The organism is Acinetobacter sp. KAM396 (assembly GCF_021602765.1).
GTDB lineage: Bacteria > Pseudomonadota > Gammaproteobacteria > Pseudomonadales > Moraxellaceae > Acinetobacter > Acinetobacter towneri_A.
The window spans coordinates 1-20,024 of record NZ_BPPH01000001.1 but is presented as its reverse complement, the minus strand read 5'-3'; the positions used below and the strand labels follow the sequence as shown (position 1 = coordinate 20,024).

General features: G+C 40.7%; 19 protein-coding genes and 1 pseudogene. 11 read left to right on the top strand and 9 right to left on the bottom strand.

From position 1 onward, the window contains the following. Positions 1-88: 88 nt before the first annotated feature. Positions 89-1,372 (top strand): DUF945 family protein, encoded by a 1,284-nt coding sequence (locus L6C30_RS00100; protein WP_230244291.1) that lies wholly within the window; start codon positions 89-91, stop codon positions 1,370-1,372. A gap of 73 nt (positions 1,373-1,445) precedes the next feature. Here L6C30_RS00100 and rlmKL read toward each other — a convergent pair whose 3' ends face one another. Beyond that, on the bottom strand, positions 1,446-3,650 hold the full coding sequence (rlmKL, locus tag L6C30_RS00095; RefSeq protein ID WP_230244299.1) for a bifunctional 23S rRNA (guanine(2069)-N(7))-methyltransferase RlmK/23S rRNA (guanine(2445)-N(2))-methyltransferase RlmL: 2,205 nt from the start codon (positions 3,648-3,650) through the stop codon (positions 1,446-1,448). 326 nt (positions 3,651-3,976) lie between these two features. Between rlmKL and L6C30_RS00090 the strand changes: the two genes are divergently transcribed. From L6C30_RS00090 to L6C30_RS00060, 7 genes are all read left to right on the top strand, one after another. After that, positions 3,977-4,357, top strand: a complete 381-nt coding sequence (locus L6C30_RS00090; protein WP_230244301.1) for a hypothetical protein — start codon at positions 3,977-3,979, stop codon at positions 4,355-4,357. 306 nt (positions 4,358-4,663) lie between these two features. Next, complete coding sequence (locus L6C30_RS00085; protein WP_230244303.1) at positions 4,664-5,680, top strand: aspartate carbamoyltransferase catalytic subunit; 1,017 nt, start codon at positions 4,664-4,666, stop codon at positions 5,678-5,680. A gap of 10 nt (positions 5,681-5,690) precedes the next feature. Then, the gene (locus L6C30_RS00080; RefSeq protein ID WP_004971548.1) at positions 5,691-6,926 is read left to right on the top strand and encodes a dihydroorotase; all 1,236 of its coding nucleotides are present in this window, start codon (positions 5,691-5,693) and stop codon (positions 6,924-6,926) included. Between the two features lie 218 nt (positions 6,927-7,144). Continuing rightward, a complete protein-coding gene (locus L6C30_RS00075) occupies positions 7,145-8,629 on the top strand; it encodes an OmpA family protein (protein WP_230244307.1) in 1,485 nt (494 codons plus the stop codon). Positions 8,630-9,292: 663 nt separating this feature from the next. After that, positions 9,293-9,571: a hypothetical protein gene (locus L6C30_RS00070; protein ID WP_236162303.1), complete on the top strand. Its 279-nt coding sequence runs from the start codon at positions 9,293-9,295 to the stop codon at positions 9,569-9,571. Positions 9,572-9,682: 111 nt separating this feature from the next. Then, a complete protein-coding gene (locus L6C30_RS00065; RefSeq protein WP_230244311.1) occupies positions 9,683-10,480 on the top strand; it encodes a thioesterase family protein in 798 nt (265 codons plus the stop codon). Positions 10,481-10,584: 104 nt separating this feature from the next. Continuing rightward, positions 10,585-11,361 carry a Rossmann-like and DUF2520 domain-containing protein gene (locus L6C30_RS00060; protein ID WP_230244313.1) on the top strand — a complete coding sequence of 259 codons (777 nt, stop codon included), beginning with the start codon at positions 10,585-10,587 and terminating at the stop codon, positions 11,359-11,361. A gap of 83 nt (positions 11,362-11,444) precedes the next feature. Here L6C30_RS00060 and trmB read toward each other — a convergent pair whose 3' ends face one another. Together trmB and L6C30_RS00050 are read right to left on the bottom strand one after the other, a co-directional pair. Continuing rightward, positions 11,445-12,161: a tRNA (guanosine(46)-N7)-methyltransferase TrmB gene (gene trmB, locus L6C30_RS00055; protein WP_230244315.1), complete on the bottom strand. Its 717-nt coding sequence runs from the start codon at positions 12,159-12,161 to the stop codon at positions 11,445-11,447. Positions 12,162-12,351: 190 nt separating this feature from the next. Then, a complete protein-coding gene (locus L6C30_RS00050) occupies positions 12,352-13,803 on the bottom strand; it encodes a SulP family inorganic anion transporter (RefSeq protein ID WP_230244316.1) in 1,452 nt (483 codons plus the stop codon). A 218-nt stretch (positions 13,804-14,021) separates the two neighbouring features. On the opposite strand from L6C30_RS00050, the gene L6C30_RS00045 reads away from it, so the two are divergent. After that, the gene (locus L6C30_RS00045; protein WP_236162304.1) at positions 14,022-14,633 is read left to right on the top strand and encodes a glutathione binding-like protein; all 612 of its coding nucleotides are present in this window, start codon (positions 14,022-14,024) and stop codon (positions 14,631-14,633) included. Positions 14,634-14,743: 110 nt separating this feature from the next. On the opposite strand, the gene L6C30_RS00040 is transcribed toward L6C30_RS00045, so the two are convergent. The 5 genes from L6C30_RS00040 to L6C30_RS00020 all read right to left on the bottom strand — a co-directional run bounded on the left by L6C30_RS00040 (position 14,744) and on the right by L6C30_RS00020 (position 17,606). Next, positions 14,744-15,526, bottom strand: a complete 783-nt coding sequence (locus tag L6C30_RS00040; protein WP_230244330.1) for a thiazole synthase — start codon at positions 15,524-15,526, stop codon at positions 14,744-14,746. A gap of 13 nt (positions 15,527-15,539) precedes the next feature. Next, on the bottom strand, positions 15,540-15,737 hold the full coding sequence (gene thiS / locus L6C30_RS00035; RefSeq protein ID WP_004971499.1) for a sulfur carrier protein ThiS: 198 nt from the start codon (positions 15,735-15,737) through the stop codon (positions 15,540-15,542). A gap of 41 nt (positions 15,738-15,778) precedes the next feature. Then, positions 15,779-16,144, bottom strand: a complete 366-nt coding sequence (locus L6C30_RS00030; RefSeq protein ID WP_230244332.1) for a DUF423 domain-containing protein — start codon at positions 16,142-16,144, stop codon at positions 15,779-15,781. A 172-nt stretch (positions 16,145-16,316) separates the two neighbouring features. Further along, positions 16,317-17,186, bottom strand: coding sequence for an RNA polymerase sigma factor RpoH (rpoH, locus tag L6C30_RS00025; protein ID WP_004971496.1), 870 nt, complete (start codon positions 17,184-17,186; stop codon positions 16,317-16,319). A gap of 162 nt (positions 17,187-17,348) precedes the next feature. Continuing rightward, on the bottom strand, positions 17,349-17,606 hold the full coding sequence (locus tag L6C30_RS00020) for a sulfurtransferase TusA family protein (RefSeq protein ID WP_004971495.1): 258 nt from the start codon (positions 17,604-17,606) through the stop codon (positions 17,349-17,351). A 477-nt stretch (positions 17,607-18,083) separates the two neighbouring features. Between L6C30_RS00020 and L6C30_RS00015 the strand changes: the two genes are divergently transcribed. After that, positions 18,084-18,296 (top strand): cold-shock protein, encoded by a 213-nt coding sequence (locus L6C30_RS00015; protein WP_004648643.1) that lies wholly within the window; start codon positions 18,084-18,086, stop codon positions 18,294-18,296. A 110-nt stretch (positions 18,297-18,406) separates the two neighbouring features. After that, positions 18,407-19,558: an ATP-dependent RNA helicase RhlB gene (gene rhlB / locus L6C30_RS00010; protein ID WP_230244334.1), complete on the top strand. Its 1,152-nt coding sequence runs from the start codon at positions 18,407-18,409 to the stop codon at positions 19,556-19,558. A gap of 111 nt (positions 19,559-19,669) precedes the next feature. On the opposite strand, the pseudogene L6C30_RS00005 reads toward rhlB, so the two are convergent. Next, positions 19,670-19,921, bottom strand: a pseudogene (locus L6C30_RS00005) (hypothetical protein); the annotation flags it as partial. Between the last annotated feature and the right edge of the window lie 103 nt (positions 19,922-20,024).

Here is a 20,024-nt window from a genome sequence, read left to right as displayed (position 1 = left end):
TGATTTATTTGCAAAACAATTATCTTTTTTAAAGAAGATTAATTATAATTTTTTTTCAATAAAAATAGATAAATTCTGAGCAGAATCTATGTCAAAAATAGTATGGGGTGGAATGGGGGTTGCAGTGTTAGCAGGAGCTGCCGCTGCGGGAAATTTATATGCAGATAAGAGCCTGCGTGAGCATTATCAACAAAATTCAAATCCTGCACCTAATATTAGCGTGCAATATACAGACTACGACATGGGGACTTTAAAAGGTACTGCCAAATGGAAAATGACCATTATTTCAGACCCGTGTAATGCTAAAGAAAAATTGGTGTTTCACGGACAAGATCAAATTCAGCGGACATGGAAAGGTTACCAAATTGATTCTAAAATGAATCTGGAACAAGGGCAGGGCCAATTTTCCGAGTTCTTTCAGCAGCCTTTAAATATGACAACACAAGTAAATTGGTTGGGCGTATCAACCACGAAATTGAGCATACCTGCCATAGAGAAAAAAGAAGCAGGACTTGAAGCTAAATTTTCGCCTATGCAGATTGAGTTTCAGGGGAAACAAAGTCAAGGGCAGCAGCAAATTGTAAATATGAGTTTTGATGTGCCTCAATTGACGGTACGCGATCAATTTGGACATCTTCAAGTAAAAGGTATGCAGTTTAAAACCAATCAGGCTTTGAATGCACAGTCTTTAGAGCCGGGCTATTTCCAATTCAGTATTGCAGAAATGCAGCGTCAAGACCCAAAAGCAGTGGGTTCAGGCAAAATGAAGGACTTCAGTTGGCGTATGGATACTCAACTGCATGAGCGTACGGTTGATATTCATTCAAAATTTAAAATTGCCGAGTTAGGTTTAAATAATGTGCCTGCCATGCAAGATTTGCAGTTAAATTGGGATGTTAATGATTTGCAACGCACAAAAATGCAGACCTTTTTTGATATTATTCAAAAACAAAGCAATTCCTGCTTAGAAGCAGAAAACTTTAAGAAGGAAGTTCAACAAGCCTTAGTGGCGGTGATTAATGAGGGTTTTCAGTTTGAATCGAAGAAGAATCAGTTGAAGTTAGGCACAGGCAGTATTCGGGCAGATTTGGTCGGTAAAGTGATGCCAGGGCATCAAACCACTGTAGAAGGCTTAGCAAAAATGTTCCCAAGTTTGCTAGAAGTGCAAACCGATGTGAGCTTTAACAAGCAAGTGGTCAAAACTATTATGAATAATTATATGAATGCTGCGGGTAAAAGCATGTCTGATCAAGAATTAGAGCAGATGCTCAGTGCGATGCAAGGCAATCAGCAAATTGAACGTGATGGTGATGAATTTAAACTGTCGATGCATTATCAATATGGTGAAAAGAAGTTTTTAACTGGTCAATAAGCTAGATACTGACCTACGAAAAAACAGAGCCTGTTCAATTGAACAGGCTTTGTTGTAATACCATATCGTTTATTTAAACAGGTGGGTGCTGAATTTTCCAAGCACGGTGGATTTTGGTATTGCGTTTGAAATCTGGGCCAATAGTTTCATGGCTAATTTCCTGCACATCAAACATGGCTTCAATTTCTTCATCCATTTCAAAACCACGGTAGTTGTTGGAGAAGTACAGCGTACCGCCTGTGGTTAAGCGGTTCATGGCACGTTTAATTAAAGAAACGTGGTCGCGTTGTACGTCAAACGTTCCGTAGAATTTTTTAGAGTTAGAGAAAGTTGGTGGGTCAATAAAGATCAGATCATATTGTTCATGACCTTCTTTGAGCCATTCAAAACAATCGCTGGCAAAGAATTGATGTTGCTCATCGGCATGGTCTACCGTTAAACCATTCAATACAAAGTTTTCTTTAGACCAGTTTAAATAGGTGTTGGACAAATCGACACTGGTGGTACTTGCAGCCCCGCCAAGTGCAGCATGCAAACTTGCAGTTGAGGTGTAACTGTATAAATTCAGGAAGTGCTTGCCACGAGCTTCTTTGGCAATGCGTAAACGCATTTGACGGTGGTCTAGGAATAAACCTGTATCTAAATAATCCGTCAGGTTGACCAAAATTTTCGCTTGACCTTCTTGCACAATAAAACGCTTAGAAGCAGTACTTTGTTTGGTGTACTGATTTTTACCTTCTTGGCGGGCACGTGTCTTAATGAATACCGCATCACGGCCTAAGCCTGTTACAGCACGAATTGCTTGTAATGCAAGATTAAAACGCTTTTTGGCTTTTTCAGGATCAATTTTTTTCGGTGGTGCATATTCTTGTACGTGCAAACGATCGCCGTATAAATCGACTGCGACATTAAAATCAGGCAAGTCTGCATCGTATAAACGTAAGCAATAGACATTATCTTTCACAGCCCATTTTTTCAGGCTTTGCATATTTTTCTGTAAGCGGTTGGTGAAGTCTTCTGCACCTTCAATCGGTTCAAATTGCTGAGGTTGCCAGTCAGCTAAGAATGGACGTGCTACTGTTGCAGGTTTGATCGTGCCAAAACGGACATAAATTGGTAGTTTACCGTTCATCAAACGTAGAATTTGAGGGTCATTAAATGCCAGTACATCGGCTTGTTCGACCTGTGCGGCAATTACAGCTGCTTTTTGATTTGGGAAATGTTTTTGCAATAGGGCAGATAAACCCAAATACAAGGCACGGTTCGAGGCTTTATCGCCTAAACGCTCACCATAAGGTGGGTTGGTGACAATAAAGGCTTTTTTGCCTTCAGCCTGAAAATCTGGCCAGTCGGCCAAAGTACGTTCTTCAATTTGAATCTGATCGAGCAAGTGTTCAAAACCGGCAGCAATAATATTTTGCTTGGTGGCTTTGACTGCTTCCCAGTCTGCATCAAAAGCATAGAATTTTGGCAGCGGTTGTTGTAATGCTGTCTGATGTCGTTCTGCTGCTTCAGCTTTAATGTTCATCCATAATTCATGGTCATGGCCTTGCCAACCATTAAAACCAAAACGACGTACTAGACCTGGCGCACGGTCAGTCAGCATCATTAAAGCTTCAATAATAAAGGTACCTGAACCACACATCGGATCTAAAATGATGTCAGGCTGAATGTGTTGTAATTGACCTTTTTGCAGAATTGCCGCTGCAAGATTTTCTTTGATTGGCGCATCGGTCATAAAACGACGATAGCCGCGCTTATGCAATGAATCGCCCGATAAATCAAGGCAGTATGTATGTTCTTTTTTGCCTGCCAACACGTATAAGGTAATTTCTGGCTGTTTGATGTCGATGCTTGGACGTTTGCCCACTGCATCCATAAATGAATCGACCACACCATCTTTAACGCGCAAGGTCGCAAACTGGCTATTTACTTTGATGTCACGTTCAATGTGTAAACGCACTGCAAATGTACTTTGTGGGGCAAAAATGAGTGACCAGTCAAAGCTAAGCGCACCTTCATAAAGCTCTTCGGCTACATCGCGCGCGTCGTGACTGAATTCAATTTCGTGTGTGTGAATTGGCGTAAGGACACGTGAGGCTAAACGTGACCACATGCAGACACGATAGGCATTTTCGAGTGTGCCTTTGAAAATTAAACGACCCGGTAAACGTTCGATATTTTGAATACCTAAACCTTGCATTTCTTCTTGCAATAAGGTTTCAAGTCCATCTGCACAGGTGACCCAATATGTAGAAAGACGGGGTTTCGAATTCATGAAAATTTCCAAAAGCAATTCAGCAATCGACTATTTTACCGTATTTTGTGCTAGAAAACTTAGTGATTTAGCGTGAATCGTGCAGAATTTTAAAGGTCTTGGTTTGAAGAGTTTCAGGGTATTTTTACTTTTTTTTTCTAAAAATGCAGTGAGGATGCAATGACATCCCATAAAATTTTGAGTGATTGTATTGCGCAAGAATAAAAACCTGAATATTCACATGATTGGTATGTATTTTTGCTCATACATTGTTGTGATGGTGAACATTTTGCAGATGAGCATCAAACACTGCAAAACAACAATGAAGCGATAAGGGGAATATTTAAATGACCACGGCTACTTTAAACACGGCACAGGCTTTAACAGCAAATAACGAGATTTTTTCAGTTGCCACTTTAATTTATACGCGATTAAGACGGGTCAGTGGACGTGTGATTGATGTCATGTATCTGGTTGAAAATTCAGACTATGCACGTGCTGTGCTGCAATTGGCGCTCGCTACACACGATGAGGAATTGTGCCGTTATGCGCTGCGCTTAAACAGTATATTGGCTAACTTAATGGATGCTGATGCAGAAATAACGACTTCGCAGACTGAAGTGCAGCAATCAGATGCAGTAGAAAATATAGATGACTTGACTGAACCGACAGCTGAAGAAATTTATCGGGCGCAGGTGTCGCATCATTATATTGGTGCATTGCGTTAAGTGGGGGAATAGTACGGGTTTTGCCTACACAGCCTTAATGTTGTGTAGGTTGTTGTAGGCGAAGATTGATCAAGCAGATGTTCATTAAGCTCATATCAATATGATTGGGTAGCATTGTAGTTAAATATACGTGCCATCCTTTCACATCGTTTTGTAGAGTATTAAGCATGAAAGAAAGTGTAAATGATTCTGCATGACTTAATTTTTAAAATCATAAGTTTCTTTTGACTAAATCATGCCAAGTTGCACTGCTTTGCCAAATCAATTTCTGTATAATGCGTTAACTTAACGTATAAGGAATCTCTCATGCATTTGGCGGCATTGCATACTCCGAGCCAGATTCAATTGAATAAAGATGGGCATTTAAAACACTTTTTAACCATCGAAGGTCTTTCCAAAGAAACCCTCACCCAAATTCTGGACACAGCACAGTCCTTTTTCAATGAACAAAACCAACTGATCACCAATAATTTGCTCGAAGGGCGCACGGTGATGAATTTGTTCTTCGAAAACTCTACTCGTACCCGCACCACATTTGAAGCCGCAGCCAAGCGTCTTTCTGCCAATGTACTCAATATTGATATTGCCCGTTCAAGTACCTCTAAAGGTGAAACTTTGCGTGACACTTTGTGGAACTTAGAGGCGATGGCTGCCGACATTTTTGTGGTACGCCATTCATCTTCAGGTGCTGCACATTTTATTGCCAAAACAGTTTGCCCAAAGGTTGCCATTATTAATGCAGGCGATGGTCGTCATGCGCATCCGACTCAAGCCATGTTGGATATGTTGACTATCCGCCGTGAAACCCAACGCCCTTATGCAGAATTAAGTGTGGCGATTATTGGCGATATTAAACATTCACGCGTGGCGCGTTCCGATGTGGCTGCCTTGCAAACACTGGGCTGTAAAGACATTCGCGTGATTGCACCGAACACCTTATTGCCGTACGGTTTTGAGGAATATGGCGCAGGCGTGCGTTTATTTAACAAAATGGAAGAAGGCATTAAAGATTGCGATGTGATTATCACCCTGCGTATTCAGAATGAACGTATTGATTCGCCTGCACTTGCCTCACAAGCTGAATTTTACAAAATGTATGGTTTAAACAAAGAACGTTTGGCGCTTGCCAAACCAAACTGTATTGTAATGCATCCAGGACCAATGAACCGTGGTGTCGAAATTGATTCAAGCATTGCCGATGGTCCTCAGTCGGTGATTTTAAATCAGGTGACTAACGGTATTGCGGTGCGTATGGCGGTATTGGCTTTGGCGATGCAAGGTCAATTGCAAGAACAAGGTTTGATTGACGCGATTGCGGTATAAGGAAAAAGTCATGGCGATTGTAAAAATTGAAAATGTACGTGTGCTTGACCCAATCCAGCAAATTGACCGAGTGCAAACGGTATATCTTGAAAATGGCAAGTTGGTTGCAGAAAGTGCAGATATTAGCGAAAGCATAGATGCCCAAGGTCAATGGCTCATGCCAACTATGGTCGATTTATGCGCACGTTTACGTGAACCTGGTCAGCAACAACATGGCACGCTCAAATCTGAAGGCAAGGCCGCACGTGAAAACGGAATTCTGCACTTATTTACGCCACCCGATTCTAAACCAATCGTGCAAGACAACGGTGCACTCATTCATGGTTTGGTCGAAAAAGCCATGTTGGATGGTGGCATTTATTTAGAAGTGATTGGTGCACAAACTCAAGGTTTAAACGGCAAGCAGCCTGCCAATATGGCGGGACTGAAAAAAGGCGGCTGTAGTGCAGTGTCCAATGCCAATGCACCTTTTGAAGATGATGATGTCGTGATTCGCACACTGGAATATGCTGCAGGTTTGGACATGACCGTGGTGTTCTATGCCGAAGAACCGCAAATTGCTAAAGATGGCTGTGTGCATGAAGGTTTTATTGCATCGCGTCAGGGCTTGCCTATGATTCCAACTTTGGCAGAAACCGTAGCGATTGCCAAATATTTGCTGATGATTGAAGCCACAGGTGTACGTGCGCATTTTGGCTTATTGTCTTGTGGTGCATCAGTTGAATTGATTCAACAAGCTAAAGCCAAAGGTTTACCTGTCACTTGCGATGTGGCGATGCATCAACTGCATTTAACCGATCAAATTATTGATGGTTTTAACTCGTTAGCGCATGTACGTCCGCCACTGCGCTCAGAGCAAGACAAAGCATTACTGCGTCAAGGTGTAAAAGATGGTGTGATTGATGCGATTTGTACTCATCATGAGCCGTTAAATAGCTCTGCAAAAATGGCACCATTTGCAGATACTTTGTCAGGTTTTACTGCATTTGATACTTATATTCCATTTGGGATTCAACTGATTCAGGAAGGTCTGTTCAGTCCATTGGAATGGGTAGAAAAAGTGACACTTGCACCTGCGCGTGTGGCAAAAATGCAAAGTCGTTGGGAACAGGAAGCGGGTTGGGTCTTGGTTGATCCAGAAGTGGAATGGACACTGAACAAAGAAACGATTGTGTCACAAGGCAAAAATACGCCTTTGATTAATCAAGTTGTAAAAGGCAAAGCAGTACGCGTCTTTACTGCTTAATATGCTCTGATTGATATTTGATTTTCAACTTTAAATAAAAGTCAGCTTCGACTGGCTTTTTTTTGAATTTTAACAATCCCAAAATAGAAAACTCTACATTCCGTTGACTCAAATTTCACAACAAAATCAAAACACCACAATTTATTACATTTGTTTAAATTTTAAGCATATATATTAAAAAACAACATGAAAACAAAGACAAAAAAGAGGACATATATATGCAAACAGATTTAATAGACTTACTCAAACAAAGTGTGTCATCCATTGTATTGGAAGGGGAAACTCAGCATTTGCTTGAAAAAAATCAGGCATTGAGTAGTTTTTATCCCATTTTATTGTCTATTTTAAATTCACGTCCTGAACTGATAGATATTCTGCAGCGACAACTAAATCCGCGTGTGGGGGATGTCTTTGGCGCAAATCTATCTTTAAAACAGCAATTTATGGATATGGTGAGTGGCACAGCACCACAAGATGAAATTGAAAATACACTGAATCGTTCAATTGCACCTAGTCTAAACTTTCTTGAAAATCAGGCAGGTTCATCAGACCCAGTTGCGATTCAACATTTATTGCAAAATAATTTAGATTCAATTCAGGCAGCTTTGCCGCAGTGGGCAACAGCTTTATTGGCTGCATTGGGGGTAAATAATGCTGCAGGACAAACCGTACATCAAGCACCTGAAGTTTTTGTGACTGAGCCAGTAGAAGAACGCCGTTCGTGGTTATTGCCTATTTTAGCTTTAATTATTTTAATTGGCTTATTGGCATTTTTATTCCGTGCATGCAGTGACCGCAACCAAGCACCTACAACCACCGAGACCCAAGTCGCAGCGAATCAGGCTGCAATGTTACAAGTCAGTACCGGCAGTGATGGTAATTTGGTGACCTGTCAAATTTTGTTAAATAATCCAAGCTATATGGAAATTTTGCAAAATGAAGTGAAGCAAATTTTTAATCATCCAACAGGTTGTGGGGCAGAAAATTATGCCAACTATCATTCAGAATTTATTGATCAGGATGTGATTCCAAGTGTTTTGAAAATGCTGAAAGGTGTACCGAATGTCAATTTAAACTGGGTGGGTAATCAACTGTCTATTCAAGCAGCGAACCATGCCGATGCAGAGCGTTTAGCCAGTCAAATTCGTCCATTGGCTAAAAACATGACTGTAGTGACTCAGCAACCTGCAGAAACCACAGTAACCGATGTCAATCAGGCTGTAACCAGCAGTATTAGTAATGCCGAGCAGGCTTTGGCTGCAATTAATCCTGACAATATCCGCGCGTTAGATGTTGCGACGGCACTCAATATGCAAATCATTAATTTTGATTCTGCATCGACTGAAATTCCAGCAGCCAATAAATCTATTTTAGATCAGGCTGCGGTATTGATGCAGCGCGCGCCACAAGTGCAGTTAACTGTGAAAGGGCACACCGATGCCGTAGGTGATGCCAATGCCAACAAGACTTTGTCACAACAACGTGCGCAAGCCGTGGTCGATTATTTAGTATCACGTGGTGTAAACCCAGGTCAGCTGCAAGCCATTGGTTTTGGTTCAGAGCAGCCGATTGCGTCAAATGCAACCCCAGAAGGCCAATTTAAAAACCGCCGTATTGAGTTTGAAGTCTTGAATGTAGATACAGGCACAGTGCGTAGTGTGGAAGATGCAGGCGTGGTAGAGCAAAAGGCGCCTCAATCTTAAAATAGGTCTATTTTCTTGTAAGCCTTCACTTTGCAAAGTGAAGGCTTTTTTATTGCGGATCAATCCCGAAGCATTGTTCATAAATGGTGCGTAAAGTCAAAGCATTGGGCTTAGAAGCTTGTATGACTTTCGGGATCTTAAGCAATCTCAAGTGGAACGATTAAAAAGATGCAGGTTTATTATAATAACCAGAATCTCGATACTTTGCGCGAATATTATCCTAATGGAATGAGTACCTGAAACTTTGATGATCAACTAAATACTTTGGATAGTGTTCGTCAAAAAGTATGAAAGTGTGTAGTGCTGGTACTGACGGTTAAGGTGAAAACACCCAAGACCCTATTGGTTTATTACATTAAGTTGAAAACTTTGCCATTGCAAACCGAATCTTTGCCAATCAATATGTTGGTTCAAATGGAAGACACTCCTTGGCTGAAGTCGAAAAGCTGGATGTGATTGAGTGGATTCGTACTATTTTACGATGCGTCTTATTATCCCAAACAGCTACAATCGATTATCGGCAGGGCGTGAGTGATTATCTGACTCAGACCAGGCACTCGCATTTATGGCATGAGCAAATACGTTTTATAAAAGCAGATAGACATCAATTTGCCCAGCAAGCACAGCTAGAAAACTTGCAGTTTGATGCGGCCAGGGCGATTTGTGGCGCATTATGTACCAGTAGAAAAAATATTATTTTTTCAAGATATTTACCAAACATTAAAACCTGTAGCGATTTTATTAAGCTATGATCTGATGCAGCAGACTGAAAATATAGAATTGCGGTGGATGCAGAATTTGGCTTTGGATTGTGGTTTAACTGCAATACAAGCAGAAAAAATGCTTGCACGATTATCTGGAGAATTTCATTTAATTGCTGCAGATACACAGACGGGATTGCTGGCTCTAGTCGGTTTCCGCCAGTGTAAAAGGTATTGTTAACTCATGAGTTATTATGGTTTTTTGCGTAGAAATAGTTGAGCTAGATTCAATCAGTAATCTTTGTAGTAAAAGTATCAGCACAAGAAAAGTCAGATGAGGGAAAGAGAAAGAATGTCAGCATATTACACTTTACTTAAACGTGAACAACATGCCGATGGTTGCTGTACTGCGTACTATCGTTGCAACATTCATGCACAAGGTGCGTGGAACCCGCATGAACAACACATGGCACCTGCAACGGGTATATTATGTGCAGAGCTTGAGCAATTTATGCTGCGTGATGATATGCGCATTGGTCGGGTTGGTTTAGATATTTTTGGCTTGATTGCCTTTGGGGAGTTTAGTATCACTACCCGTATGATCCGACCAGGTAAAACCATTGAGTTGATTGAAGCGGAAATGTGCGCTGAAGGAAAAACCTGTATTGTGGCGCGCGCATGGAAAATGAAGACCTCAGATACACGCGCGATTGCAGGACTGGAAGATTTACCCATAGAAAACCCTGAATATTTGTCCCATTGGGATGGTATGCGTTGTTGGCCAGGCGGCTATATTCAAAGTATTGAAACACGTGCGCATCCGGATCGTCGTGCAGGTAAGGGTATCGTTTGGTTAAGAAACCAATTTGATATGGTCGAAAATCAAAGCACATCCAGTTTTGTGCGTTTATTGGGGATGGTGGATACCGCCAATGGCGTAGTGCCACGCTTAGACCCGAATGCGGGTTGGGGTTTTCCAAATTTGGATTTGCAAATGCATTTACACCGTTTACCGCAAGGCGAATGGCTGGGTTTGGAAGTGACACAACAATATGGTGAAGATGGTATTGGCTTAACGAGTGCAGTCTTGCATGATACTCAAGGGCCATTTGGACGCAGTGAGCAAATTTTAACTTTGCGTCAATTCTAAATTGATTCAGAATTAAACAAAAAATCTTAGGACGAATTGCTTCGTCCTTTTTTTATTGGCATGCTGTGTGCAGATTATTTCATCTTATTTTATTTGAAAATATTATGCGAATTGGTTTGATTGGTGCAGGGCGAGTTGCACATCATTTGGCTCATGTTTTAAACGCACAGCATCAAATTGTGCAAATTTATAGCCGTAGTCTGGACAAGGCACAGGATTTGGCTGCACAGGTTGGCGCAGAAGCGATTGCAGAAGTAGAACAGCTTCATTCAGACCTAGATTTACTGATTATCGCAGTGAGTGATCAGGCGATTGCACAGGTGATTCAGGAAATTCATCATGACTTAAATCATGTGTTGATAGTGCATACCTCTGGCAGTACCAAATTAGATGTATTGCAACAGCATCATGCACGTTCAGGGGTATTTTATCCCTTACAAACCTTTAGTTTAGAGCGTGAAATTGACTGGACAGAAACACCTTTATTCATAGAAGCTGCATTTGCTGAAGATCAGCAGCTTTTAATGACTTTGGCAAATAGCCTAAGCAAAAAAGTCTATGCCTATACTTCAGAGCAGCGTTTGAGTTTGCATTTGGCTGCGGTATTTGCCTGTAATTTTAGTAATTATTGTTATGACATGGCGAAGCAAGTGGTGGATGACCAGCAAGTAGATTTTAGTTTGCTGTATCCTCTTATGATGGAAACTGCGCATAAAGCGACCCAGAATGATCCGCGTAAAATGCAAACAGGACCTGCTATGCGGGGCGATCGCAATATTTTAAACATGCATCAAGACGTATTGGCAGCAGGGCAGCAATATGCACTTGCCGAAGTTTATACACTGATGAGCCAACAGATTTTAGAACGTCATCAATCTTAGTCGTTTCTTAATCTTTGGACTTATGCCATAAAACCATCCTAGAAAAAAATGCTTCCAAAGGGAAGCATTTTTTATTGTAGAAACTAGTTAATTTTCTTGAAGATAAAGTCATTAATCTTATGACCTGCTTCAATTCCACGACGTTCAAACTTGGTTTGTGGACGCCATTCAGGGCGAGGGTAGCTATTGCCTTTCCCCGCTAAGTTTTCTAAACGTGAACGATTGTCCAAGACATCCAGCATCCATTCTGCATACGGCTCCCAGTCAGTTGCTGCATGGAACGTACCGCCTAACACTAATTTTTGCTCTACCAATTCCATGCGTTCATGGGCAACGAAACGGCGTTTGAAGTGACGTTTTTTCTGCCATGGGTCTGGGAAATAGAGTTGAACCGTATCAATGCTGTTGTCTGGCATTTCACGTAGAACTTGAATTGCATCGGCATCTAATACACGTAAATTGCTTAAACCTGCTGTACCTGCTTCATAAACGCACTGTGCAATCCCTGGAATATGGACTTCAATCCCGACAAAGTTACGTTCAGGATTGGCCTGCGCCATCAATACTAAAGAACGCCCCATCCCAAAACCAATTTCAACGGTGAGCGGGCGTTCAGGGTGTTCAAAATGCTGACGTAAATCGCCAACAGGATATTCCAAAATTAAGTTGCCGTATTGTTCCAAGGCGCTACGTTGTGACGTATTCAATGGTGAAGAACGGCGCATGAACGTTACAATTTCACGATGCTCGTTGAGGTTGTCCAGCTCGACAACGTGCTGGTCTAATTGATCGTTCGACATAATTTTGGCAAATCTAATAAATTCGAATGCGGTATTTTAAGTCCTGAGCCATTGAAGTCAAATTTTTTCGCGGTTTTTCGCAGCACCGCGCAAGATTGCGATCCATCTGCATCTTTTGAGCATAAAAAATGTTGAATCATTAAGATTCAGCATTTTGGGTCTTTAATGGTGTTTGAATATTTTGCAGCAATTACGAACGGGTACTGTATTGATCAATTAAGGTATGACTGGCTTCATTCAATCCAATAATATGCACTTTAATTTGTTGGGCTTTAAATTTGTTCACCACGGTATTTAGCATATTTACAGAGGTAATATCCCAAATATGTGCATGCGTTAAGTCGATGGTGACATTGCTGATGTCTTCTGAAAAATCAAAAAATTGATAAAACTTTTCAGAACTGCTAAAGAAAATTTGCCCTGAAATTACATATTGGCGAGTATGTTCGCCCAATAAAAATGAGCTGACTTTAACTTCACTTTCCAGTTTATTCACTAAAAATAAAGCAGAAAGCAGTACGCCAACAAAAACACCCAAAGCAAGGTTGTGGGTAGCTAACACCACAATCACCACAGCGAACATAACAATATTGCTTTGTTTCGGATGCTTTTTGAAGTTACGGATTGAATCCCAGTTAAAAGTCGTGAATGACACCATAATCATAATCGCAACCAGTGCTGCCATAGGAATATATGCCAACCAATCTTTGAGAAACACCACCAAGCACAGTAAAAACACGCCTGCCGTAAGTGTAGATAGACGTGTGCGCGCCCCAGAGCTGACGTTGATAATGGATTGTCCAATCATGGCACAACCTGCCATACCGCCCATAAAGCCACTGACAATATTGGCATAACCTTGACCACGACATTCCTGATGCCGATCTGCTTCTGTGCCTGTGGCTTCATTGACAATCGTCGTGGTCATCATGGTTTCAAGCAAACCGACTGTGGCTAATGTCATGGCATAAGGGAAAATAATCGATAAAGTTTCAAAATTTAGCGGAATGTCAGGTATTAGAAAAATAGGCAGCGTATCAGGAAATTGTCCCAAATCGCTTACGGTGCGCATATCTGAACCAAGTAATAAAGCAACCACACTTAGTACAATAATGCAGACCAAAGGTGAGGGAATGCTTTTGCCAATTTTAGGGAGGTAAGGAAATAGATAGATCACCGCCAAGCCTAATCCTACAAACAAATAACCTAAGCCATCCATTTTTGATAATTCAGGCAGTTGCGCCACAAAAATTAAAATCGCCAAAGCATTTACAAAGCCATAAACTACCGACTGCGAAACAAAACGCATCAGTTTGGCAACTTTAAAATAGCCTGCCACAACCTGAATCAACCCTGTGAGCACAGTGGCTGCCAATAAATATTGCAAACCATGTTCTTTAACAAGGGTAATCATAAGCAATGCCATGGCGCCTGTCGCGGCAGAAATCATGGCAGTACGCCCACCAAAAAATGCAATCGTGACCGCAATACAGAATGAGGCATATAAGCCGACTTGCGGATCGACGCCTGCAATAGCAGAAAAGGCAATTGATTCAGGAATTAATGCCAAACCCACCACTAAACCCGCCAAAACATTGGTACGGATATTGGAAAACCACTCTTCTTTTTTCAGGCTAATCACTATCTCAATTTCATGAAACTTTAAAGGGCTGTATGATAAAACATCTTGAGATAAAAAAAGCAGCTAAAACAGACTTGAAAAAGCCTGAATTTTGCAGGATAGTCAAAGCGTAAGGGCTTTTTAAGACATTTACGTTTTTTGCAATTCATAGGTTCAATCACTTGCAAGTTCGTGACAGGCGATTTAGAAAAGAGATAGTTATATAACAAGGATCAAATATGAAGCTTTATTATTCACCAGGCGCATGTTCTTTAGCAGCACATATTATTTTAAATGAAGTGAATGTCGATTTTGATATTGAACGTGTGGATTTAAAAACCCATAAAACAGAAAAGGGTGTCGATTATTACGAAATTAACCCTAAAGGCTATGTACCTGCTTTAGAAATTAACCCGGGTTTGATTTTGACGGAAAACGTAGCAATATTGCCATTTTTAGCGCAGCAAGACCCTAAGCAAGACTTAATTCCGCCATCGGGTTTAGGTCGTGCTAAAGTTTTGGAATGGTTAGGTTATTTAAACTCAGAATTACATGATGCTTATGCGGTATTTTTTGCTGGACCATTAGATGCAGAAGCCAAAGAAAAAGCGTATGCAGAAATTGATCGTTTGTTGACATATATTGATCAAGAAATTGAGTCATCAGACCATGAATATTTGGTGGATGATAACTTCGGCCCAGCCGATGCATATTTGTTTGTCATCACCAATTGGTCAAACCATATTGAGCATGATTTAACCCCTTATAGTCATGTAGTTGAAATCCGTAATATAGTCGCTGCGCGGCAGTCGGTACAAATTGCGATGCGTGATGAAGGCTTGATTCCTTAATTAGCTTTTATTTGCCAGAATCAGCTAATAAAAAAGACGTTGAGTTAATACTGAACGTCTTTTTTATTTGAGTTGCTGGACTTGGAAAAGACCGTGCAACTTTATTATGATTATTTAAAGAAATAACCCGTTTCAGGTGAGCTAGCATTCGCCATACGTTTACGTGGCATACGTCCTGCTAGATAAGCTTCGCGTCCTGCTTCCACCGCTTTACGCATCGCAGATGCCATGAGTACAGGGTTTTGTGCTGCTGCAATTGCAGTATTCATGAGCACACCATCACACCCCAATTCCATGGCAATCGCAGCATCACTAGCGGTACCTACTCCTGCATCTACCAATATAGGTACTTTGGCATTTTCTTTAATAATCGAAATGGTATGCGGGTTAAGAATCCCTAAGCCTGAACCAATCAAGCTACCCAATGGCATAATCGCCACGCAGCCCATACTTTCCAATTCTTGCGCCACAATTGGGTCATCTGAAGTATAAACCATGATTTCAAAACCATCGTCAATTAGCGTACGCGCAGCTTTCAAAGTTTCGGTGATATTGGGATATAGGGTTTTTTCATCGCCCAAAACTTCCAGTTTGACGAGGTTGTGACCATCCAGCAATTCACGCGCCAGCATGCAGGTACGTACGGCACTGTTGGCATCAAAACAACCCGCGGTATTCGGCAAAATGGTGTATTTTTCTGGTGGAATCACGGAAAGTAAGTTGGGTTGATTTGGATGTTGTCCAATGTTTACACGACGAATGGCAACGGTGACAATTTCTGCGCCACTGGCTTGAATCGCCAAATCTGTTTCGGTTAAATCTTTATATTTGCCCGTACCCACCAATAAACGTGAATTAAAGGTACGTGAACCGATTTTAAAGGTATCTTGCATGGGTGCTCCGAGTTTAGCCGCCACCAACGGCATGAATAATTTCAATGCGGTCTTGATCGCAAATAGGGGTTTCGGCAAGTTTACTTTTGGCAATAATTTTTTCGTTTTGCTCTACGGCAAAACGTTTGCCTTCTAAATCTAATGCCTGAATCAGTTGTAAAAGGGTCGTGTGAGTGGTCTGTTGTGCTTCGCCGTTCAGATAAATTTGCATGACCGAGAATCCATCTTAAAATTACAAAATACGATTGGGCTTTATTTGGTATGTTTCATGGCTTGCCATGCTAAGGTCAGCCAACCCGCAATCATGAGCGCACCACCAATTGGGGTAATCATGCCCAAACCGCGTACAATGTCCAATGCCATGATATAAAGTGAACCGCAGAAAAATAAAATACCCAGTTGAATCAGAATAAAACTGGCTTTAATGGGAAGTTGTGGAATCACTTTAGCCAAGATGCCTAAAGCCAAAAGTCCAAGAGCATGATAGAAAAAATAATCTGTTGCAGTTTGCCACCATCCCAATTGAATTTCAGTCGCACGGGCTTTTAAACCATGTGCACCAAATGCACCAAGTAACACCGCAACCGCTAAATTCAAGGCAGAAATTGCAATCCACATACGCAAATTGACCTATTTAATTTTGCGCTTAACCTTAGCACATTTTTCAGCTTGGGAAAATCTGAGAATTGCCTGCCTGTATGCCAGTTGTACGAATCCAAGGCAATAAAAAAGGGCAGTTTGCCCAATTTTATTTTTCGATGTGCTTGCATTAATTTGGAAGAATGTCAGTTTAGTTTGATGACATTGCCACTTTAATTTTTTCCATGGCATTTTTTTCGAGCTGACGAATACGTTCTGCTGAAACATTATATTCTGCTGCCAATTCATGCAGGGTCGATTTATCATCATCTAACCAGCGACGCTGCAAAATATTACGTGAACGATCATCCAACTGCTCCATAGCTTCATGCAGAGCAGAAGTGCTTTGTTCTTCGTAGTCTTCGTTTTCGACCAAACGTGCAGGGTCGTAACGGTTATCTTCCAAATACAATGCAGGTGCAACATAAGTTGAACCTTCATCGTCATCATCGCCCTGTGCTTCAAAAGCTGCGTCATAAGCGGTTAAACGACCTTCCATTTCCAAGACTTGTTCTGCAGTCACATTTAAGTCATTGGCAATAGATTGTGCTTCTTCAAGCGTCAGTTTTTTGCTCGATTTTTTGAGGCTACGCAAATTAAAGAACAATTTACGCTGTGCTTTGGTGGTGGCAATTTTAACAATACGCCAGTTACGAATAACATATTCATGAATTTCAGCTTTAATCCAATGCACGGCAAATGACACCAAACGCACGCCCATATTCGGGTCAAAGCGTTTCACGGCTTTCATTAAGCCCAAGTTGCCTTCCTGAATTAAATCGCCCTGCGGTAAACCATAGCCCGCATAACTTCGTGCAATATGCACCACAAAACGTAAGTGCGACATGACCAACATTTTGGCAGCGTCTAAATCTTGATCGTAATAATAACGCTCGGCTAACTCTTTTTCTTGTTCAGCCGTTAAAATAGGAATTTGGTTAACAGTACTAATATAAGCCCCGAGGTTTACCCCTGGTGCAGATAATGACAGGGGCATCAACTGATTGCTGCTGTCACTCATGAGATCTCCTTATAGGATTGGGTAGGTAAAATAACCGATGTCTTTATCTTAATGCCAATATTCTACTTAAATAAGTAAAATTGGTGTAGATATGTAAATCTTTATAGCAATAAGCGGCGAATATTAAGTCATTAAAACAAATGAACAATCAAATAGATGCACTTATTGCGATGATTTTGGCTTGGCAACATCAATCACATAATGAAACTCTGTTGCCGAAATCTGGCTTGCTTCACAGCCGTATTGATGTAACTGACAATAACGCGCCACATCTTGCTGGCTGTGCGGATCAGATGACTTCAATAAAAACCGTGCAGAATCTGAATGTTTAAGGGCACGTTTCAGCATCAATAAAGGCATAGGACAAGGTTGTCCCATAGCATCAATCACTATGATAGGTTGTTCGGCATCACACAGCATTGAAGTAAAATTTCGCCTTAAAAAACAGAATGATCATATTAGCAAATTCGTTCACAAATCCCAAATAAATTTCATCTGAAGCATCGGGGCTATTCATTGCGCGGCTTACTGCGCATAAGGGCAAGAGAATTGGCTTATTTTGTGAGATATTTGCAATAAAATTTATAGATCAAAATTGTGCTAAGTCACTTAACAGAAATCAAAATTTTCCATTTGTTCAAATCGTTTCAAACTGAACAAGATAAATCAAAAAAAATCTATTAATTGTCATAAACCCGTGTTAAGCTCGATGCGTATTTAGGATTTTAGATAGACAATCGTTGTTTGTCGCCCTATTACAAATGGATGTAACCGGGATTTTGTTAATAGTTATACAGAATGATTACAAGCTTAGAAATAAAAATATTTTTAAACTTTGTTTGCTCTGCTGTTTGCAACACCGGGTGGTCCTTCTTTTTAATCAATGAGGATTAACTTATGACAGCTCGTGAACAAGGCGTAGTTAAATGGTTCAACGACACTAAAGGCTTTGGCTTTATCCAACGCAATGGCGGCGACGATGTATTCGTTCACTTCCGTGCGATCCAAGGTGACGGCCACCGTTCACTTCGTGACGGCCAACGTGTTGAATTCAGCGTAGTAAAAGGCCAAAAAGGCTTCCAAGCTGAAGAAGTACAGCCACTAGACTAATCTCTCGATTATTCTAAAAAAACGCTCCAATCATGATTGGGGCGTTTTTTATTTGTATTTCTGTTTATAATAGGTCAGTTTTTTGTCTGTATAAGTTCGAGCATATATTTATGTCTTCTGGTTTTGAAACCTTAAATTTACATCCGCAATTGAAACAGGCTATTGATGCTTTGGGTTTCAAGGAAATGACGCCAATTCAGCAAAAGGTTTTAAAATTTACTTTGGCTGGACATGATGCCATTGGTCGTGCGCAAACAGGTACAGGAAAAACTGCTGCCTTTTTAATTAGTGTCATCAACGATTTATTGAATAACCCAATTCAAGGGCAGCGTTATCGTGGTGAACCGCGTGCTTTGATTTTGGCACCTACACGTGAATTGGCTTTGCAAATTGAAAGTGACGCAAAAGATTTAACCAAATTTACCGACTTAAATGTGGTGACTTTGTTGGGTGGTGTAGATTTTGATAAGCAAAAATCACAACTCAATAAAAACTTTGTTGATATTATTGTTGCAACACCAGGCCGCTTAATTGATTTTGTAGAACAAAAAGAAGTTTGGCTCGATCAAATTGAATTTTTAGTGATTGATGAAGCAGACCGTTTACTAGATATGGGCTTTATTCCCGCGGTAAAACGTATTGTGCGTTATTCACCGCGTAAAGAGCAGCGTCAGACGTTAATGTTCTCGGCAACTTTTAGTTATGATGTATTAAATTTGGCTCAACAATGGTTATTTGAACCCGTCACGGTAGAAATTGAACCTGAAAAGAAAACCAATGCCGATGTTGAGCAACGGGTATATATGGTTGCTAAAACCGATAAATATAAATTGCTTGAAGAAATTTTACGTGATGAGCCCATTGAAAAAGTCATGATTTTTGCCAATCGTCGTGATCAGGTGCGTAAGCTTTATGATCATTTAAAGCGAGATGACTATAAAGTGGTGATGTTGTCGGGTGAGATTGCCCAAGACAAACGCTTAAAAATGCTTGATCAATTCAAAAATGGTAAACATAACATCATGATTGCAACTGACGTTGCAGGGCGTGGTATTCACGTCGATGGTGTGTCGCATGTAGTGAATTTTACTTTGCCTGAACAGTCTGATGATTACGTCCATCGTATTGGTCGTACTGGTCGTGCAGGTACACGTGGCGTGAGTATTAGCTTCTTGTCTGAAGATGATGCATTCTATTTGCCAGAAATTGAAAAGGCGATTGGTCAAAAATTGCCATTAACGCGTTTAGATGGTTATTGCTAATCATTAAATTTTTAAGCTATTTTTAGTTTAAATTTTGCTGTTCTTAGTTTAAAAGTCGCTCTCAGTGGAGCGACTTTTTTTGTATTGGGTTGTTGAGTTGTCTTGTCGTATTTACTTTGCCTGACATCTAAAGGTCAGCACAGTTTGATAATCATCATCACGAGCAATATCAGTATTGCGTCCTGCAATCGTACCTAAAACATTTGCAGCTGCTTGAATCATTTGTCCCGTTTGTTCATCTACCACACCTTTGAGTGCGCCGTTATAAGATGTTTTTTCATCGACCAAGACTGGAGTGGCACGCGTACCACAGGTTTTATTGGCAGCTGTAATTGCATTGTTTTTAGAAATAATATAGGACTTACGCACTATCATTTATAGATTCTCTGTGGTAGCAGATGATTTTTATCGAGAATAAAGTCATCAATGAAGTCTTTGATGATTGGTCTAAATAATTTCTTCTGCC

Bases quoted from the DNA above. Each gene is read 5' to 3' on its own strand.
- L6C30_RS00100 (WP_230244291.1), top strand. From the start codon at position 89: ATGTCAAAAATAGTATGGGGTGGAATGGGGGTTGCAGTGTTAGCAGGA.
- rlmKL (WP_230244299.1), bottom strand. From the start codon at position 3,650: ATGAATTCGAAACCCCGTCTTTCTACATATTGGGTCACCTGTGCAGAT.
- L6C30_RS00090 (WP_230244301.1), top strand. From the start codon at position 3,977: ATGACCACGGCTACTTTAAACACGGCACAGGCTTTAACAGCAAATAAC.
- L6C30_RS00085 (WP_230244303.1), top strand. From the start codon at position 4,664: ATGCATTTGGCGGCATTGCATACTCCGAGCCAGATTCAATTGAATAAA.
- L6C30_RS00080 (WP_004971548.1), top strand. From the start codon at position 5,691: ATGGCGATTGTAAAAATTGAAAATGTACGTGTGCTTGACCCAATCCAG.
- L6C30_RS00075 (WP_230244307.1), top strand. From the start codon at position 7,145: ATGCAAACAGATTTAATAGACTTACTCAAACAAAGTGTGTCATCCATT.
- L6C30_RS00065 (WP_230244311.1), top strand. From the start codon at position 9,683: ATGTCAGCATATTACACTTTACTTAAACGTGAACAACATGCCGATGGT.
- L6C30_RS00060 (WP_230244313.1), top strand. From the start codon at position 10,585: ATGCGAATTGGTTTGATTGGTGCAGGGCGAGTTGCACATCATTTGGCT.
- trmB (WP_230244315.1), bottom strand. From the start codon at position 12,161: ATGTCGAACGATCAATTAGACCAGCACGTTGTCGAGCTGGACAACCTC.
- L6C30_RS00045 (WP_236162304.1), top strand. From the start codon at position 14,022: ATGAAGCTTTATTATTCACCAGGCGCATGTTCTTTAGCAGCACATATT.
- L6C30_RS00040 (WP_230244330.1), bottom strand. From the start codon at position 15,526: ATGCAAGATACCTTTAAAATCGGTTCACGTACCTTTAATTCACGTTTA.
- thiS (WP_004971499.1), bottom strand. From the start codon at position 15,737: ATGCAAATTTATCTGAACGGCGAAGCACAACAGACCACTCACACGACC.
- L6C30_RS00030 (WP_230244332.1), bottom strand. From the start codon at position 16,144: ATGTGGATTGCAATTTCTGCCTTGAATTTAGCGGTTGCGGTGTTACTT.
- rpoH (WP_004971496.1), bottom strand. From the start codon at position 17,186: ATGAGTGACAGCAGCAATCAGTTGATGCCCCTGTCATTATCTGCACCA.
- L6C30_RS00020 (WP_004971495.1), bottom strand. From the start codon at position 17,606: ATGCTGTGTGATGCCGAACAACCTATCATAGTGATTGATGCTATGGGA.
- L6C30_RS00015 (WP_004648643.1), top strand. From the start codon at position 18,084: ATGACAGCTCGTGAACAAGGCGTAGTTAAATGGTTCAACGACACTAAA.
- rhlB (WP_230244334.1), top strand. From the start codon at position 18,407: ATGTCTTCTGGTTTTGAAACCTTAAATTTACATCCGCAATTGAAACAG.